Below are 16,540 nucleotides of genomic sequence, written 5' to 3'. Positions count from 1 at the left end.
CGGCCGTCAGGCCGCGTGGTGACCCGTGCCCGGCGATTCCTCGGCGGCCGGCCGGGCGACCGCGTCCATGAAGTCGTCGACCCAGGCCTGCTCCTCCGGGGTGGGCGGGCCCACCTCCGCCAGCACCCGCTCCGCCGCGGCCAGTCCCGCCTCGATCTTCGCCGCCCGTTCGGCCGCGCGGGACAGCCACGCCGAGACGCTGAGCCCCTCGCGGTCCGCGGCCTCCTTGGCGGCGGTGAGGGTCTCGCTGGGGATCGTGATGGTGACACGCTCCAGGCTCATACTCCCGATCATACGGACGGCGGCAGACGTCCCGGGCCCCGGCGCGGAGGTTCACCCGATCGGGACCGGCCGGCTCCCGACCCCCGCAGAACCAACCCTCAGAACCCCCGGAACACCCCGTCCTCCTCGGCCGCGTCCGTGAACTCGTCGAAGTCCATGTTGGCCAGCGACAGGTTGTTCTCGATCGACCAGAGCTCGGTGGCCACGACGCGGAGCGTGCGGCCCCGGTCCTCCGCCAGGTCGACGCAGAGCAGCGGCATCTCGTCGGAGGCCAGGGCCACCTCGTCGACGAGGACGAGCAGCGGGTGCTCGTAGTCGTCCGGTACGAGCGCGGCGAGCCGCTCGGCGGTGAGGCCCTCGCAGGACTCGTCGTCGACGAAGGTCACGTCCGCCACGAACTCGTCGCGCTCGGTCGGCGTCTCGATCGTCCGGCGGACGTCCTCCCACGCCTCCTGGTCGGAGAAGTCGGTGCGGAGCACCGGGGTGCACGCGGTCGACAGGAGGGTGGGTATCGACGGACGGTCCTGCGTCACTGTTCTGCTTCCCTTCGGACATGCCCCGTGGTCTGCGAGGTCAGCAGAACGATCTCACCCCGTCACGCGCCGAGAACGGCCAGGTCCAGCGCGCTCAGGCGCACCGGGTCGGCGAGGATGTTCATCTCGGTGATCCGGCCGTCGACGATGGTCAGGGCGGTGACCGACACCGGCCGGCCGGCGACGATCGTGACGGTGCCCATCGCCCCGTTGACCAGTGCCGGGCGGGCGCCCTCGGCGTAGCGGCGGAAGGCCAGCGCCTGGCCGGCGACGGCACGGGCGCCACGGAGCAGCTTCGAGGTGAAGACGCCCTCCGAGACGGCGCCGGTGTCGGCGCGCAGCACGACGTCCGGGTCGAGGAGGGTGACCAGGGCCTCGAAGTCGCCGCCCCGCGAGGCGGCCAGGAAGGCGTCGACGACCGCCCGCTGGCGGCCGAGGTCCGGGTCGGGGGCCGCGGCCCCGCCCTGGACCCGGCGGCGGGCCCGGCTGGCCAACTGGCGGGCCGCGGCCGGGGTGCGGCCCACCACGGGCGCGATCTCGTCGAACGGCACCGCGAACATGTCGTGCAGGACGAAGGCGAGCCGCTCGGCGGGCGTCAGCGTCTCCAGCACCACCAGCAGCGCCAGCCCCACCGAGTCGGCCAGCAGCGTCTCCTGCTCGGGGTCGACCACGTCGGCGCCGCTCACCAGCGGGTCGGGGACGTGCGTCTCCAGCGGCTCCTCACCGCGTGACGTCCGCGAGCGCAGCATGTCCAGGCAGACCCGGCCGACGACGGTGGTCAGCCACCCGGCCAGGTTCTGCACGGCGTCGGCGTCGGAGCGCGCCAGCCGCAGCCAGGCCTCCTGTACGGCGTCCTCGGCCTCGCTCAGCGAACCCAGCATCCGGTAGGCCACCGCCCGCAGGCGCGGCCGGTGCTCCTCGAAGCGCCCGGCCAGAAATGCTTCCGCGTCCATCCCGCACTCTCCCGTCGTGATCTCTCACTGTGTTGACGTACGCGGGGCGCCCGGTGTGACACGCCGTACCGGAGACCCCCTCACCATGATCATCTACGGACGCGGGCGGGGCCCGGCCGGCCCGGAGTGCGCGGAAGGGCCCGCCCGGAAGGAGAACGGCACGCACAACGGTGGCGGGGCTCCCCCGGTCTCCCCGGACGAGCCCCGCCACCGTGACGCGAGTGCGGCCCACGCCGCGCGAGTGCGGCCTACGCCGCGCCCACCACCTGCTTCTCCTCCGCGAAGTGGCACGCCGACTCGTGCGCCGCCGGCGTCCTCTTGCCCGCGAACACCTCCGGCACCGCCAGCAGCGGCACCTCCTCGGCGCACTTGTCCTGCGCCTTCCAGCAGCGGGTGCGGAAGCGGCAGCCGGACGGCGGGTTGGCCGGCGACGGCACGTCGCCGGTGAGGATGATGCGCTCGCGGCCCTCACGGGCGCCGGGGTCCGGGACCGGGACGGCCGACAGCAGCGCCTGCGTGTACGGGTGCGTCGGGTGGTCGTAGATCTCGGAGTCCGTGCCGATCTCGGCCATCTTGCCGAGGTACATCACGCCGACCCGGTCGGAGATGTGCCGGACGATCGACAGGTCGTGCGCGATGAAGACGTAGGACAGGTTGAACTCGTCCTGGAGCTTCTCCATCAGGTTGACGACCTGCGCCTGCACCGACACGTCCAGCGCGGACACCGGCTCGTCGCAGATGATGATCTCGGGGTTGAGCGCCAGGCCGCGGGCGATGCCGATGCGCTGACGCTGACCGCCCGAGAACTGGTGCGGATAGCGGTTGATGTACTCGGGGTTGAGGCCCACGACGTCCAGCAGCTCCTGGACCCGCTTGCGGCGGTCGCCCTTGGGAGCCACCTCGGGGTGGATCTCGAAGGGCTCGCCGATGATGTCGCCGACCGTCATGCGCGGGTTCAGCGACGTGTACGGGTCCTGGAAGACCATCTGGATGTTGCGGCGGACCGCCTTCAGCGCACGCCCGGACAGCTTGGTGATGTCCTGGCCCTTGTAGAAGACCTCGCCCGAGGTGGCCGTCTCCAGGGTCATCAGCAGCTTGGCGACGGTGGACTTGCCACAGCCGGACTCGCCGACGATGCCGAGGGTCTCGCCCTGGTAGAGGTCGAAGGACACGCCGTCGACGGCCTTGACCGCGCCGATCTGCTTCTTGAAGAGGATGCCCTGGGTCAGCGGGAAGTGCTTGACCAGATTGCGCACCTGAAGGATCGGCTCACCGCGCTCGACGGGGGCGTCCAGGACGGCCTCCACCTCGGCGGTCGTGCTCGCGTCGCTGACCTCGACCTCGGAGACGTTCGGCGTCGCGTCCACGGCCTTCGCGTTCTTGCTGTTCTCAGCCATGGATCGTCTCCTTCCAGAAGTGGCACGCGCTGCCGCGGCCGGCCAGCTCCGCACCGTCCCGCTCGGTCACCTGGTGCAGCGCCGGGATCTCCGAGCGGCACAGGTCCGTCGCCTTGGGGCAGCGCGGGTTGAACGCGCAGCCGCTGGGGATGCGCAGCAGGTTGGGCGGCAGGCCCTTGATCGCGTACAGCTCCTGGCCCTTCTGGTCCAGGCGCGGGATCGAGTCCAGCAGACCCCGGGTGTACGGGTGGGCGGGGCGCTTGTACAGCTCGTCGACGGGCGCGGTCTCGACGATGCGGCCCGCGTACATCACCGCGATCTTGTCGGCGACGTCGGCGACGACACCCAGGTCGTGGGTGATGAGGATGAGGCCCATGTTGTACTCGCTCTGGAGCTCCGCGAGCAGGTCCATGACCTGGGCCTGGACGGTGACGTCCAGGGCCGTCGTCGGCTCGTCCGCGATGATCAGGTCCGGCTCCAGGGCCAGCGCCATCGCGATCATGATGCGCTGCCGCATACCGCCGGAGAACTGGTGCGGGTAGTCGTTCACCCGCTCCCTGGCGGCCGGGATGCGCACCCGGTCCATCAGCTCGATGGCCTTGAGCTTGGCCTCCTTCTTGGAGAGGCCCTGGTGGACGCGGAACATCTCGCCGAGCTGGTAGCCCACGCTGAGCACCGGGTTCAGCGAGGACAGCGCGTCCTGGAAGATCATGGCGATCTTGCTGCCACGGATCTTGCGGCGCTCCTCGGCGGACATCTTCAGCATGTCCTGGCCCTTGAACATGATCTCGCCCTGCGGGATCTTCCCGGGCGGCATGTCGAGGATGCCCATGATGGCCTGCGCGGTGACGGACTTGCCGGAACCCGACTCGCCCAGCACCGCCAGCGTCTCACCGGCGTCGACGGAGTAGTTGACGCCGTTCACGGCCTTGGCGACGCCGTCACGGGTGTGGAACTCCACGTGCAGGTCGCGGACTTCCAGCAGGGACGACGCGTTCGCGTCGCCGGCACGCGGCTCGGGGACGCGTCCGGTCTTCTCGGTGGTGGTCACGTACGCCTCCCTCAGCGCAGCTTGGGGTCGAGGGCGTCGCGCACCGCGTCGCCGAGCAGGATGAACGCGAGCACGGTCAGGCTCAGGAACGAGGCCGGGACGAGCAGCACGTGCGGAGCGTCGCGCAGCTGGGTCTGGGCCGCGGAGATGTCGACACCCCAGGAGACCACGGGGTCCTGAAGACCGATGCCCAGGTACGACAGGGTGGCCTCGGTGGAGATGTAGCCGCCGAGCGCGATGGTCGCGACGACGATCACCGGGCCGAGGACGTTCGGCAGGATGTGCCGGAAGAGGATCCGGCCGGTGCCGGCACCCAGGGCGCGGGCCGCCGTCACGAAGTCCGCCTGCTTCTGCGTGATGACCGCGCCGCGCATGACGCGGGCGATCTGCATCCAGCCGAAGGTGGCGAGGCCGAGCGTCACGGTCCACACGGTGCGGTGGGTGAACGCCTGGAGCAGGGTCAGCGCACCGAGCAGCAGCGGGATGCCGAAGAAGATGTCCGTGAGGCGGGAGAGCACGCCGTCGACCCAGCCGCCGAAGTAGCCGGCGATCATGCCGATGAAGCCGCCGAACACGGTGACCGCGAGGGTCACGCACACGCCGACGATGATCGAGGCACGGGCGCCGTGGACCGTACGGGCGTAGACGCTCTGGCCCTGGCCGTTGTAACCGAACCAGTCGGCCTCGAAGAAGTGGGACCAGTTCGGCGGGGCCAGGTAGTGGCCGCGCAGGTCGGCCTGGCGCGGGTCGACATCGGTGAACAGCGTCGGGAACGCCGCCATGATGATGAAGAGGACCAGCAGCACGCCGGACACCCAGAACAGCCAGCTGCCGCGCAGCTCGCGCCAGGCGTCCTGACCGAGGGAGCGGGGCTTGTTGGTGCCCGCCGTCTTGGCCTCGGGGGCCTCGGGGGCGGGGGTGGCCTCAGGGGCCAGCGTCTTCTCAGGCATAGCGGATCCTCGGGTCCAGGACGGCGTACAGCAGATCGACGACCAGGCTGCTCACGAGGTAGACGAGAACGAGCACGGTCACGATGCCCACGACGGTGGGGCCTTCACTGGTCTGGATGGACCGGAAGAGCGTGTTGCCCACGCCCTGGATGTTGAAGATGCCCTCGGTGACGATGGCGCCGCCCATCAGCATGCCGAGGTCGGTGCCGAGGAACGTGACGACAGGAATGAGGGAGTTGCGCATCAGGTGGACGCCGATGATGCGCTTGCGCGGCAGGCCCTTGGCGACGGCGGTGCGCATGTAGTCGGCCCGGAGGTTCTCGCCCACGGTGGTCCGCGTCAGACGCGTGACGTACGCCAGCGAGAGGGCGGCGAGCACGATGGCCGGGACCATCAACTGGCCCAGATCCATGGAGTCCTGGACGGTCGGTGTGATGACCTTCCACTTCAGACCCAGCAGGAACTGCGTGACGTAGCCGATGACGAAGACCGGGATCGAGATCACGATCAGCGTGAGCACCAGGACGACCTGGTCCAGGGTCTTGCCCCGCTTGAGGCCGGTGACGACACCGAGCGCGATGCCCACGACGACCTCGAAGCCGAACGCGAGCAGCGCCAGCCGGATGGTCACGGGGAATGCCTCGCCCATCAGGTCGGCGACGGGACGTCCGGTGAAGCTCTGGCCGAAGTCCCCTTGGAACAGGCCGGAGATGTAGTTCCAGTACTGCTCGAGCAAGGGCTTGTCGAGGCCGTACTGGTGGCGCAGTCTCTCGACCGTCGCCGGGTCGGCCGCCTTGGGGCCGAAGAGCGATTTGATGGGGTCACCCGGCAGCGAGTACACCATCAAGAAGATGAGCAAAGTGGTCCCGATGAAGACCGGGATCATCTGGAGCAGTCGCCTCGCGACAAAGCGCCCCATGGTTCCTCCTGTCGCCGACGGGGCCCGGCGGCCGCCCCGTTGTCCTGTGGGAGGAGGGCGGCCGCCGGGCCTGCGTCACTGCAAGCGTGTCCCGGTTACTTCTTGACCTCGACGTCAGTCCAGATCGCCTGGCGGAAGGAGTCGAACTTTACGTTCTGCACCTTCTTGGAGTACCCGGCGAGGGTGTGGTCGAAGAACAGCGGGATGGAGGGCATGTTCTCCTGGAGGATCTTCTTCTCCGCCTCGAAGTACAGCTTGTTCGACTCCTCGATGGTCTTGGCCTCGTCGGCCTTGTTCATCAGGTCGTCGACGTCCTTGTTGCTGAACTCCATGTCGTTCGCACCGGCCTTGGTGCGGTACTGGGCGGAGATGAAGTTCTGGATGTTCGGGAAGTCCTGCACCCAGGCCATGCGGAACGCGCTCTTCATGCGGCGCTCGGTGATGTCGGTGCGGGCCTGCTGGAAGGTCGGCTTCGGGTCGGTGACGCACTCGACGCCGGCGTTCTGCCGGATGTCGTTGCAGACCGCGTCCGCCCACTCCTTGTTGGCGCCGTCGGCGTTGTAGGTGAGGGTGATCTTGTTACCCGGAACGCCGCCGCCCTCCTTGATGAGGTCCTTGGCCTTGCCCGGGTTGAACTTGCAGAACTCGCCGCAGGCGCCGTCCTGGTAGCCCTCGACGACCTTCGGGGTGATGCCGTTGGCCGCCTCCTTGCTGCCCTTGAGCGCGGTCTTGGCGATGGTCTCGCGGTCGATCGCCATGGACAGGCCCTGACGGACCTTGACCTTCTCCGGCTTGCCCCAGTCACCGTCGTACAGCGGGAAGGAGATGTTGGTGTTGCCGCCGAACATCTGGCTCACGGCGCGCTTGCCGAGGTCGTTCTTGTACTGGCCCGCCATGGAGTTGGGGACCTGGTACATGATGTCCAGCTTGTCGGAGACGAGGTCGTTGTAGGCCGCGTCGTCCTTGTTGTAGAACTTGAAGACGACGCCGCCGTTCTTCGGCTTGTCGTCACCCTTGTAGTCGGCGAACTTCTTGGTCTTGAACTCGACCTTGTGCTGCCAGTCCCCGTCCATCATGTACGGGCCGTTGCCGATCGGGTGCTCGCCGAACGCCTTGGTGTCCTTGTAGAACGCCTTGGGCAGCGGGGAGAAGGCGTCGTAGAACAGCTGCTCCTTGAAGGTGGCGACAGGCTGCTTGAGCTCGATGGTGAACTCGAGGTCGTTGACGATCTTCAGACCCTCGAGCTTCTCGGTCTTCGGGTCGCCCTTCTCCGGGTGGACGTCCTCGTAGCCCTTGATCGGCTCGAACCAAGAAGCGTTCAGCTGGGCGTTCTTGGCGTTGGCCGCCCAGTTCCAGGCGTCCACGAAGGAGGCGGAGGTCTGGGGCTCGCCGTTGTGGAACTTCCAGCCCGGCTTCAGCTTGACCTTGAAGGTCTTGTTGTCCGAGGTGTCGATGCTCTCGGCCGCCACCATGCGCAGCTTCGACTTCTCGTCGAAGTCGACGAGGCTGCGGAAGAGGTTCTTGACGATGTATCCGCCGCCGACCTCGTTGGTGTTGCTCGGGATGATCGGGTTCTGCGGCTCGACGTTGTAGTACGTGTAGGTGCCGTCGGGATTGACAGCCGCGTTGCTGTCGTCGCTGTCACTTCCGCCGCCACCACAGGCCGTCGCCGTCAGCGCGACGGCGATTGCCGTCGCGACCCAGGTAGCGCTCTTGGCACCGCGCATGGGAATGCCCTCCTCATGAGTCCACAATCACTACAAGATGAGGCGCCGGCCCCACGCTGACACCCCTGACAGCGGAGACGGAACCGGCACCTCGAGTGTGCTCGTGAGTCGGCGCTCCCCACAGCGCGTGACCCGTTGACCCGAGCTCAGTGAACCCAACTATTGGGTACGACCGCCCTTTAAACCACACTTATAGGGTCTCGCTTTGGTCACATCGATCACCGCGCGAGGTTCGAAATCCGGACAAAGGCAGTGCAGACAGACACCGACGAAACGGACTGTTAACACGACATCCGGCGTCGTGGGTGCGTTATCCGGACAGAGGAACGCCGAAGGCCCGGCTCCCGCGTGCGACGCGGGAGCCGGGCCTTCGTTCGGAAGGGCGTGCCGGCCGTCAGCCGTGCTTGGCGCGCGAGGCCGTGCGACCGCGCTCCTTCTGGTCCAGGACGACCTTGCGGATACGGACCGCCTCCGGGGTCACCTCGACGCACTCGTCGTCGCGGCAGAACTCCAGGGACTGCTCCAGCGACAGCTTGCGCGGCGGGACGATCGCCTCGAAGGAGTCGGCGGAGGAGGAGCGCATGTTGGTGAGCTTCTTCTCCTTGGTGATGTTGACGTCCATGTCGTCGGAGCGGGAGTTCTCGCCGACGATCATGCCCTCGTACACCTCGGTGCCCGGGTCGGTGAAGAGCACACCGCGCTCCTGGAGGTTCGTCATCGCGAAGGCGGTGACGGCACCGGCGCGGTCGGCGACCAGCGAACCGTTGTTACGGGTCTGGAGGTTGCCGAACCACGGCTCGTGGCCCTCGTGGATGGAGTGGGCGATGCCCGTACCGCGGGTGTTGGTCAGGAACTCCGTACGGAAGCCGATGAGGCCGCGGGACGGGACGACGAACTCCATGCGGACCCAGCCGGAGCCGTGGTTGGACATGTTGTCCATGCGGCCCTTGCGGACACCCATCAGCTGGGTGACGGCGCCCATGTGCTCCTCGGGCACGTCGATCGTCATGCGCTCGACGGGCTCGTAGGTCTTGCCGTCGACCTCCTTGGTGACGACCTGCGGCTTGCCGATCGTCATCTCGAAGCCCTCGCGGCGCATCTGCTCGACCAGGATGGCCAGCGCCAGCTCACCGCGGCCCTGCACCTCCCAGGCGTCGGGGCGCTCGGTGTCCAGGACACGCAGCGAGACGTTACCGATCAGCTCGCGGTCCAGACGGTCCTTGACCTGGCGGGCGGTGACCTTGCGGTCCTTGACGGCCGCCTTGGCGTCCGCGCCCTTGCCGGTGCCACCACGGCCGACCAGCGGCGAGGTGTTGGTACCGATGGTCATGGAGATCGCCGGCTCGTCGACCGTGATCAGGGGCAGCGCGACCGGGTTCTCCGGGTCGGCCAGGGTCTCACCGATCATGATCTCGGGGATACCGGCGACCGCGCAGATGTCGCCCGGGCCGGCGACCTCGGCCGGCTTGCGGGTGAGCGCCTCGGTCATCATCAGCTCGGTGATGCGGACGTTGGAGATCGAGCCGTCGCGCTTGATCCAGGCCACGGTCTGGCCCTTGCGCAGCTCGCCCTGCTCGACGCGGAGCAGCGCGATACGGCCGAGGAAGTTGTCGGCGTCGAGGTTGGTGACGTGGGCCTGGAGGGGCGCGTCCTCCTCGTACGTCGGGGCCGGGACGTGCTCCAGGATGGTGGAGAAGAACGGCTCCAGGTTCTCGCTGTCGGCGGGGACGGTGCCGTCCTCCGGCTTGGTCAGCGAGGCGATGCCGTCACGGCCGCAGGCGTAGATGATCGGGAACTCGATCTGGTCCTCGTCGGCGTCCAGGTCGAGGAAGAGGTCGTAGGTGTCGTTGACGACCTCGTCGATCCGGGAGTCCGGGCGGTCCGTCTTGTTGATGCAGAGGATGACCGGCTTCCGCTGCTGGAGCGCCTTGCGGAGCACGAAGCGGGTCTGCGGCAGCGGGCCCTCGGAGGCGTCGACGAGCAGGACGACCGCGTCGACCATCGACAGACCGCGCTCGACCTCGCCACCGAAGTCGGCGTGGCCGGGGGTGTCGATGATGTTGATCGTGATCGGGGCCCCGCCGTCCTTGGGGTGATACTTCACCGCCGTGTTCTTGGCGAGGATCGTGATGCCCTTCTCACGCTCCAGGTCGTTCGAGTCCATGACCCGGTCGTCGACCTGCTGGTGCGCGGCGAAGGCGCCGGCCTGCTTGAGCATGGCGTCGACGATGGTCGTCTTGCCGTGGTCGACGTGAGCGACGATGGCGACGTTTCGAATGTCGTGGCGCGTGGGCATACTTGCGGCGCTTCTCCCGGAATCGTGGATGACGGCGCGTACGGTCCGGCACGCGCGCCCTGCCGGGCAGATCACGCCGCGGCCACTTCCATGGTACGGGGCGTCGCCGCGTTCGGCCGCCCAGGGCCGGGAGGGCCCCTTCTGACCTGCGGTGATGTGGTTGAACCGGGGTTAGGTACGGAGGAATCCGAGGTCCTGGTAGCGCGGAGTGGCCAGTCCGAAGGCGCCGGCGTTGACGACCTTGCCGCGGACGCCCACCAGCTCGGGGCGCTGGTAGAGCGGGATGGCGGCCGAGACGGCCCAGATCCGGGCGTCGGCCCTGGCCATCAGGTCACGGGAGGCGCCGGTGTCCAGCTCGCCGGTGGCCTGCTCGAACAGCCGGTCGATCTGGTCGGTGCCGACCCGGGTGTAGTTCTGCTCGACGATCAGGGAGCCGTCGGCGGCGGGCTGGGGCTTGGCGAAGATCGGGCGGGCGTCGGTGGCGGGGTAGGCGCCGGTGGGCCAGCCGTAGAGGGCCAGGTCGAAGTCGCCGGAGGCGATGTGGTCCTTGAAGAAGCTCGCGTCGTCGACCTTGACGATCTCCGTGCGGATGCCGATGGCGTCGAGCTGGCGGGCGATGCGCTCGCCCACGGCCCGGAGCGGCTCGGCGCCGGTGCCCTTGGGGAGGACGAAGCGGAGCGTCAGCTTCTTGCCGTCCTTGTAGCGGGCGGGGGCGGCGACGGCCTTGCCGCCGGAGTCACGGGCGCCCTTGTCGTCGCCGGAGGGGTCGTCGCCGATGCCGCTGGGGTCGTCGTCGTCCGGGCCGGGGCTGTGCCCGGGGGAGGCGGTGCGGGCCGGGACGGGCACGGGCGACAGGCTGCCGGCCGCCTTCTTCTGCGGGCCGGTGCCGTGGCCCTCCTTCCAGCCGGCGGCGGCGAGGAGGTCCTGGGCGGCCCGGGGGTCGACGGAGCCGAGGGCGGAGCTGGTGTCCCGGTAGCCGGGCTGGCCGGCCACCAGGACATGGCTGCCGGGCGCCGCGACGGGCAGGCCCAGCGGCTTCAGCACGTACTCGGCGAGGGCTTTGCGGTCCACGGCCCGGGCGATCGCGCGGCGGACGCGCTCGTCGGCGAGGGGGCCGGAGGCGCCGTTGAGGGCGAGCTGGGTGTAGGCGGGTTCCAGGGAGCGGCGGACGGTCAGGCCGCGCAGGGCGGTGACGTCGGCGGCCGCGGGCTTGTTCGCCGTGTCGCCGGCGGGGGCGGCGCCGGCGCGGCCCTTGTCCGCCGCGTCCTTGCGGTCCTTCCGGTCCTTCTTGGCCGCGGCCTGCGCCTTGGTGATGCGTTCGGCACCGGCCGGGTTGATCTCGGCGAGGTCGAGCTTCCCGGCCGCCAGGGCGTCGATGCGGCGGTCGCGGGGCACGGCCCGCAGGACGAGGCGGTCGAGCTTGGCCCGGTCGCCCCACCAGCGGGGGTTGCGGACGAGGGCGAGGGTGCCCTGACCGTCGTCCCGCGGGCCCACCGCGAAGGGGCCGGCGGAGAGCGGCGGCGTCTTGCGGGCGGTGTCGTTGAAGGCGTCGGCGGTGCCCGTGACGGCCTTGGGGTAGAGCGGGGTGAAGAGCGACTTCCAGTCGGCGTAGTTGCGGGCGAAGGTGACCTTGACCTCGTGGTCGTCGGCCCCGCGTTCGACCCGGTCGATGCGGTCGTAGCCGGCGTGGTGCGCGGCCCAGAAGGCGCTGTCCTTGCCGCGCAGGGCCTTCCACTGGGCTTCGAAGTCGGCCGCGGTGACGGCGTGGCCGTCGCTCCAGACGGCCTTGGGGTTGATGCGGTAGACGACGAGCTGGCGGGGCTCGCGGCGGGTGATCCCGGCCGATGTCAGATAGTCGGGGTTGCGCTGCGGGCGGCCGCGGGAGTCCAGGGTGAAGAGGGTGGGCAGGACGGCTCCGGCGACCCGGTGGGCCGCGGCGTCGGCGTCGGCCTGGAAGGTGTTGTACGTGGCGGGCAGGGCGTCGACGCCCCAGGTCAGGGTGCCCTTGTCGGCGATCTTGGCGCGGGGGGCCGGGGCGATGTCGGCGGCGACGGCGGGGCCGTCGTCGTCCTCGGGCTCCTCGTTGCCGCCGCAGCCGGTGAGCAGGGGCACGGGCAGCAGCAGGGCGGCCGCGGCGAGCGCGGCGGAGCGGCGGACGCGCCGGGTGCGCCGGATGCGCATGGACGACATGGGTTGCCACCTCCGCCGGGCGCGGGCGCCCGTGTCGTGCGTGCTGCCTGTCTTGCCGCCCACTGAAGGCGAGAGGCGGGGCGAAGACATGCCGACACGTCGCCGCGCGCGGTCACGCCACCCACCTGGGGGAACGACGGGCGGCGGGCGGCGCCACGCGTGCGCGTTCCGCCGAAGGCCTGATCCCGGCGGCTATCTTCCCCTGGAGGGGTGTGACGCGCGACACTCTCTGTCGCATGACCGGGCGCCACCCGCAATCACCTGAGCGGAAGGCCACTTCATGTCCGTTGAAGAAGAACTGACCACCATTCAGCGCTGTCTCGACGATATGGACCGCTCGATCGGCCGGCTGGAGCAGCGGCTGGGCAAGAGCGGCCTGGAGGTGCGGCGGGTCCGCACGGACGCCGGACACCTGCGCGAGAGCGTCGCCCTTCTGCGTGGAAACGGCACGGTTCGCCCCGCGATGCCCTCGCGGCAGGACATGGTGCTGGTCCCCGACGCCCCGTACGACGCCTCGCTGTGGAAGGACGCGGAGGACGAGGGCCTCGGCTCCCGTACCGGGCACGCCCCCTGACCGGTCCGAAGGCAGCGGCGTTCCCCTTCGACCCACTCCTCACCGGAGTCCCCCTTGGCCACTGGAACCGAACCCGACACCTCTGCGGCCGGGGATCGCACGGGGCGTGGTGTCCACCACGCCTCGCGCGCCGCGATCCCGGCCCGTCACCTGCGGCGAGACCGCTGGTGGCTGCAGCCCGCCGCCACGGCCGCCGGCCTGCTGGCGTTCATCGTCTACTCCTCCTGGCGCGCCTTCTCCGGCAGCGACTACTACGCCGCCCCCTACGTCTCGCCCTTCTACTCGCCGTGTCTCGCGGAGAACTGCGCGGACATGCCGGGCGGCGCGGACTGGGGGATCGTGGGCTCGTGGTGGCGCCTGTCGCCGGCCCTGCTGGTGCTGATCTTCCCGCTGGGCTTCCGGCTGACGTGCTACTACTACCGCAAGGCCTACTACCGGGGCTTCTGGGCCTCTCCCCCGGCCTGCGCGGTGCCCGAGCCGCACACGACGTACTCGGGCGAGAGCCGTTTCCCGCTCGTCCTGCAGAACATCCACCGGTACTTCTTCTACTTCGCGGTGCTGGTGGCGGGGGTGCTCACCTATGACGCGGCCCTGGGCTTCCGCGACGAGAACGGCGCGTGGGGCCACATGGGCCTGGGCACCCTGGTGCTGCTCGCCAACGTCGCGCTGATCTGGGCGTACACCCTGTCCTGCCATTCCTGCCGGCACATCGTCGGCGGACGGCTGCGCACCTTCTCCAAGCACCCGGTGCGCTACCGGATGTGGACGTGGGTGAGCGTGCTGAACGCCCGTCACATGCTGCTCGCCTGGGCGTCCCTGGTGAGCGTGGCGGTCGCCGATCTCTATGTCTATCTGGTCGCCAGTGGCGCCTTCGACGATCCGCGGTTCTTCTAGGAGGCCTCACAGATGACACGGGTGGACCGGCAGGCCTGGGACGTGGTCGTGGTGGGCGCGGGGGGCGCCGGGCTGCGTGCCGCGATCGAGGCCCGCGAGCAGGGGCTGCGCTGCGCGGTGATCTGCAAGTCGCTGTTCGGCAAGGCGCACACGGTGATGGCGGAGGGCGGCATCGCCGCCTCCATGGGCAACGTCAACGGCAACGACAACTGGCAGGTGCACTTCCGCGACACCATGCGCGGCGGCAAGTTCCTCAACAACTGGCGGATGGCCGAGCTGCACGCCCAGGAGGCCCCGGACCGGGTCTGGGAGCTGGAGACCTGGGGCGCGGTCTTCGACCGCACGCCCGACGGGCGGATCTCGCAGCGCAACTTCGGCGGCCACGAGTACCCGCGGCTCGCGCACGTGGGCGACCGTACGGGCCTGGAGCTGATCCGCACCCTCCAGCAGAAGATCGTCTCGCTCCAGCAGGAGGACCACCGGGAGTACGGCGACTACGAGGCCAGGCTGAAGGTCTTCCAGGAGTGCACGGTGACCCGTGTCCTGAAAGACGACGGCCGGGTCTGCGGCGTCTTCGGCTACGAGCGGGAGTCCGGGCGGTTCTTCGTCCTGGAGTCCCCGGCCGTGGTGCTGGCGACCGGCGGCATCGGCAAGTCGTTCCAGGTGACCTCGAACTCCTGGGAGTACACCGGCGACGGGCACGCGCTGGCGCTGCTGGCGGGCGCCCGGCTGATCAACATGGAGTTCGTGCAGTTCCACCCCACGGGCATGGTCTGGCCGCCGTCCGTCAAGGGCATCCTGGTCACCGAGTCCGTACGCGGCGACGGCGGCGTGCTGCGCAACAGCGAGGGCCGGCGCTTCATGTTCGACTACGTGCCGGACGTGTTCAAGGAGAAGTACGCCGAGTCCGAGGCCGAGGGCGACCGCTGGTACACGGACCCGGACCACAACCGCCGGCCGCCCGAGCTGTTGCCCCGCGACGAGGTGGCGCGCGCCATCAACGCCGAGGTCAAGGCCGGCCGGGGGTCCCCGCACGGCGGGGTGTTCCTGGACGTGTCGACCCGGATGCCGGCCGAGGTGATCCAGCGCAAGCTGCCGTCGATGCACCACCAGTTCAAGGAGCTGGCGGACGTCGACATCACGGCCGAGCCGATGGAGGTCGGGCCGACCTGCCACTACGTGATGGGCGGCATCGAGGTCGAACCGGACACGGCGGCGGCCGTGGGGGTACCGGGGCTGTTCGCGGCGGGCGAGGTCGCCGGCGGTATGCACGGCTCCAACCGGCTGGGCGGCAACTCGCTGTCCGACCTGCTGGTCTTCGGCCGGCGCGCCGGGTTGTACGCGGCCCGCTACGCGGCCGCCTTCGCGACCGGCGCGGCGCCCGCGGTGTCGGACGCCGATGTGGAGCTGGCGGAGGCGGAGGCGCTGCGCCCGTTCGGGGCCGAGCAGCCCGAGGGGGCGGCCGAGAACCCGTACACCCTCCACCAGGAGCTCCAGCGGACGATGGGCGACCTGGTCGGCATCATCCGGCGGGCGGGCGAGATGGAGGAGGCGCTGCACCGCCTGGCCGGGCTGCGCGCCCGCGCCCGGCGGGCGGGCGTGGAGGGGCACCGGCAGTTCAACCCCGGCTGGCACCTGGCCCTGGACCTGCGGAACATGCTGCTGGTCAGCGAGTGCGTGGCCCGGGCGGCGCTGGAGCGCGAGGAGAGCCGGGGCGGGCACACCCGGGACGACCACCCGGGGATGGACCGGCGCTGGCGGCGGCTCAACCTGGTCTGCCGGCTGGCGGACGAGTCCGCCGAGCCCGCGGCGGCCGACTCGGTGCTGGGGCTGATCCGGCTGGAGCGGCTGGAGACCCCGCCGATCCGGGGCGATCTGCTGGAGCTCTTCGAGAAGGAAGAGCTGAGGAAGTACCTGACCGACGAGGAGCTCACGTCATGAGTTATCAGGCCCGCTTCAAGGTGTGGCGGGGCGATGCGGACGGCGGCGGCCTCCAGGACTACGAGGTGACGGTGAACGAGGGCGAGGTCGTCCTCGACGTCATCCACCGTTTGCAGGCCACGGCCGCGCCCGACATGGCGGTGCGCTGGAACTGCAAGGCGGGCAAGTGCGGCTCGTGCAGCGCGGAGATCAACGGCCGGCCCCGGCTGATGTGCATGACCCGGATGTCGGTCTTCGACCCGGAGGAGACGGTCACGGTCACCCCGATGCGGACGTTCCCGGTGGTCCGGGACCTGGTGACGGACGTGTCGTACAACTACGCGAAGGCGCGCGAGGTGCCGGCGTTCGTGCCGCCGGCGGGGCTGAAGCCGGGCGAGTACCGGATGCGCCAGGAGGACGTGGGCCGGGTCCAGGAGTTCCGCAAGTGCATCGAGTGCTTCCTGTGCCAGGACACCTGCCATGTGGTGCGTGACCACGAGGAGAACAAGCCCGCGTTCTCCGGGCCGCGCTTCCTGATGCGGGTGGCCGAGCTGGACATGCACCCGCTGGACGGGGCGGCGGAGGAGGGCCTCGACCGCCGGCGCGGGGCCCGCGAGGACCACGGCCTGGGGTACTGCAACATCACCAAGTGCTGCTCGGAGGTCTGCCCCGAACACATCAAGATCACGGACAACGCCCTGATCCCGCTGAAGGAGCGGGTGGTCGACCGGTCCTACGATCCGCTGGTCTGGCTGGGCAGCAAGATCTTCCGCCGGGGAGCCGACCGTGGGGCCGAACACGCTCCGTAGTACCTCCGGCCCTCCCGGTAGCGGGTCGGCCATTCCGGTCATACG

At 69.7% G+C, this 16,540-nt stretch carries 14 protein-coding genes; 4 read left to right on the top strand and 10 right to left on the bottom strand.

Annotated elements, in window-relative coordinates; all coding sequences use genetic code 11:
• Positions 1–6 precede the first annotated feature (6 nt).
• From AC07BS_RS30800 to AC07BS_RS30755, 10 genes are all read right to left on the bottom strand, one after another.
• The gene (locus tag AC07BS_RS30800) at positions 7–282 is read right to left on the bottom strand and encodes a hypothetical protein (protein WP_478642904.1); all 276 of its coding nucleotides are present in this window, start codon (positions 280–282) and stop codon (positions 7–9) included.
• 98 nt (positions 283–380) lie between these two features.
• Positions 381–815 (bottom strand): DUF6924 domain-containing protein, encoded by a 435-nt coding sequence (locus AC07BS_RS30795; protein ID WP_478642907.1) that lies wholly within the window; start codon positions 813–815, stop codon positions 381–383.
• A gap of 62 nt (positions 816–877) precedes the next feature.
• Positions 878–1,768 (bottom strand): sigma-70 family RNA polymerase sigma factor, encoded by an 891-nt coding sequence (locus AC07BS_RS30790; RefSeq protein WP_478642910.1) that lies wholly within the window; start codon positions 1,766–1,768, stop codon positions 878–880.
• Between the two features lie 248 nt (positions 1,769–2,016).
• The gene (locus AC07BS_RS30785; protein WP_478642913.1) at positions 2,017–3,165 is read right to left on the bottom strand and encodes an ABC transporter ATP-binding protein; all 1,149 of its coding nucleotides are present in this window, start codon (positions 3,163–3,165) and stop codon (positions 2,017–2,019) included.
• Positions 3,158–4,216, bottom strand: coding sequence for an ABC transporter ATP-binding protein (locus tag AC07BS_RS30780; protein ID WP_478642915.1), 1,059 nt, complete (start codon positions 4,214–4,216; stop codon positions 3,158–3,160). Before AC07BS_RS30780 ends, AC07BS_RS30785 begins: the two co-directional genes overlap by 8 nt.
• Before the next feature lie 11 nt (positions 4,217–4,227).
• Positions 4,228–5,166: an ABC transporter permease gene (locus AC07BS_RS30775; RefSeq protein ID WP_478935140.1), complete on the bottom strand. Its 939-nt coding sequence runs from the start codon at positions 5,164–5,166 to the stop codon at positions 4,228–4,230.
• Positions 5,159–6,085: an ABC transporter permease gene (locus AC07BS_RS30770; protein WP_478642920.1), complete on the bottom strand. Its 927-nt coding sequence runs from the start codon at positions 6,083–6,085 to the stop codon at positions 5,159–5,161. Before AC07BS_RS30770 ends, AC07BS_RS30775 begins: the two co-directional genes overlap by 8 nt.
• A 95-nt stretch (positions 6,086–6,180) precedes the next feature.
• Entirely contained in the window at positions 6,181–7,812 is a 1,632-nt protein-coding gene (locus tag AC07BS_RS30765) for a peptide ABC transporter substrate-binding protein (RefSeq protein ID WP_478642923.1), read from the bottom strand.
• Positions 7,813–8,206: 394 nt separating this feature from the next.
• Positions 8,207–10,108, bottom strand: a complete 1,902-nt coding sequence (typA, locus tag AC07BS_RS30760; protein ID WP_478642926.1) for a translational GTPase TypA — start codon at positions 10,106–10,108, stop codon at positions 8,207–8,209.
• 171 nt (positions 10,109–10,279) lie between these two features.
• Positions 10,280–12,289, bottom strand: a complete 2,010-nt coding sequence (locus AC07BS_RS30755) for an ABC transporter family substrate-binding protein (protein ID WP_478935162.1) — start codon at positions 12,287–12,289, stop codon at positions 10,280–10,282.
• A gap of 289 nt (positions 12,290–12,578) precedes the next feature.
• Between AC07BS_RS30755 and AC07BS_RS30750 the strand changes: the two genes are divergently transcribed.
• Genes AC07BS_RS30750 through AC07BS_RS30735 form a run of 4 tightly spaced genes read left to right on the top strand, consistent with a single transcriptional unit; the run spans position 12,579 to position 16,495 of the window.
• On the top strand, positions 12,579–12,872 hold the full coding sequence (locus AC07BS_RS30750) for a hypothetical protein (protein ID WP_478642929.1): 294 nt from the start codon (positions 12,579–12,581) through the stop codon (positions 12,870–12,872).
• A gap of 54 nt (positions 12,873–12,926) precedes the next feature.
• Positions 12,927–13,766: a hypothetical protein gene (locus AC07BS_RS30745; RefSeq protein WP_478935139.1), complete on the top strand. Its 840-nt coding sequence runs from the start codon at positions 12,927–12,929 to the stop codon at positions 13,764–13,766.
• 12 nt (positions 13,767–13,778) lie between these two features.
• Positions 13,779–15,707, top strand: a complete 1,929-nt coding sequence (locus tag AC07BS_RS30740) for a fumarate reductase/succinate dehydrogenase flavoprotein subunit (protein ID WP_478642932.1) — start codon at positions 13,779–13,781, stop codon at positions 15,705–15,707.
• The gene (locus AC07BS_RS30735) at positions 15,704–16,495 is read left to right on the top strand and encodes a succinate dehydrogenase/fumarate reductase iron-sulfur subunit (RefSeq protein WP_478935138.1); all 792 of its coding nucleotides are present in this window, start codon (positions 15,704–15,706) and stop codon (positions 16,493–16,495) included. The genes AC07BS_RS30740 and AC07BS_RS30735 overlap by 4 nt, the downstream gene beginning before the upstream one ends.
• Positions 16,496–16,540 lie beyond the last annotated feature (45 nt).

It is taken from the genome of Streptomyces sp. NPDC044063, assembly GCF_056434285.1.
Note: the sequence above shows the minus strand (reverse complement) of the source record. Positions and strands in the feature narration are given on the sequence as shown.

What these genes read in the sequence shown, in the direction of transcription:
- AC07BS_RS30800 (WP_478642904.1), bottom strand. Translation starts at nt 282, where the DNA reads ATGAGCCTGGAGCGTGTCACCATCACGATCCCCAGCGAGACCCTCACC.
- AC07BS_RS30790 (WP_478642910.1), bottom strand. Translation starts at nt 1,768, where the DNA reads ATGGACGCGGAAGCATTTCTGGCCGGGCGCTTCGAGGAGCACCGGCCG.
- AC07BS_RS30785 (WP_478642913.1), bottom strand. Translation starts at nt 3,165, where the DNA reads ATGGCTGAGAACAGCAAGAACGCGAAGGCCGTGGACGCGACGCCGAAC.
- AC07BS_RS30775 (WP_478935140.1), bottom strand. Translation starts at nt 5,166, where the DNA reads ATGCCTGAGAAGACGCTGGCCCCTGAGGCCACCCCCGCCCCCGAGGCC.
- AC07BS_RS30770 (WP_478642920.1), bottom strand. Translation starts at nt 6,085, where the DNA reads ATGGGGCGCTTTGTCGCGAGGCGACTGCTCCAGATGATCCCGGTCTTC.
- AC07BS_RS30765 (WP_478642923.1), bottom strand. Translation starts at nt 7,812, where the DNA reads ATGCGCGGTGCCAAGAGCGCTACCTGGGTCGCGACGGCAATCGCCGTC.
- typA (WP_478642926.1), bottom strand. Translation starts at nt 10,108, where the DNA reads ATGCCCACGCGCCACGACATTCGAAACGTCGCCATCGTCGCTCACGTC.
- AC07BS_RS30755 (WP_478935162.1), bottom strand. Translation starts at nt 12,289, where the DNA reads ATGCGCATCCGGCGCACCCGGCGCGTCCGCCGCTCCGCCGCGCTCGCC.
- AC07BS_RS30750 (WP_478642929.1), top strand. Translation starts at nt 12,579, where the DNA reads ATGTCCGTTGAAGAAGAACTGACCACCATTCAGCGCTGTCTCGACGAT.
- AC07BS_RS30740 (WP_478642932.1), top strand. Translation starts at nt 13,779, where the DNA reads ATGACACGGGTGGACCGGCAGGCCTGGGACGTGGTCGTGGTGGGCGCG.
- AC07BS_RS30735 (WP_478935138.1), top strand. Translation starts at nt 15,704, where the DNA reads ATGAGTTATCAGGCCCGCTTCAAGGTGTGGCGGGGCGATGCGGACGGC.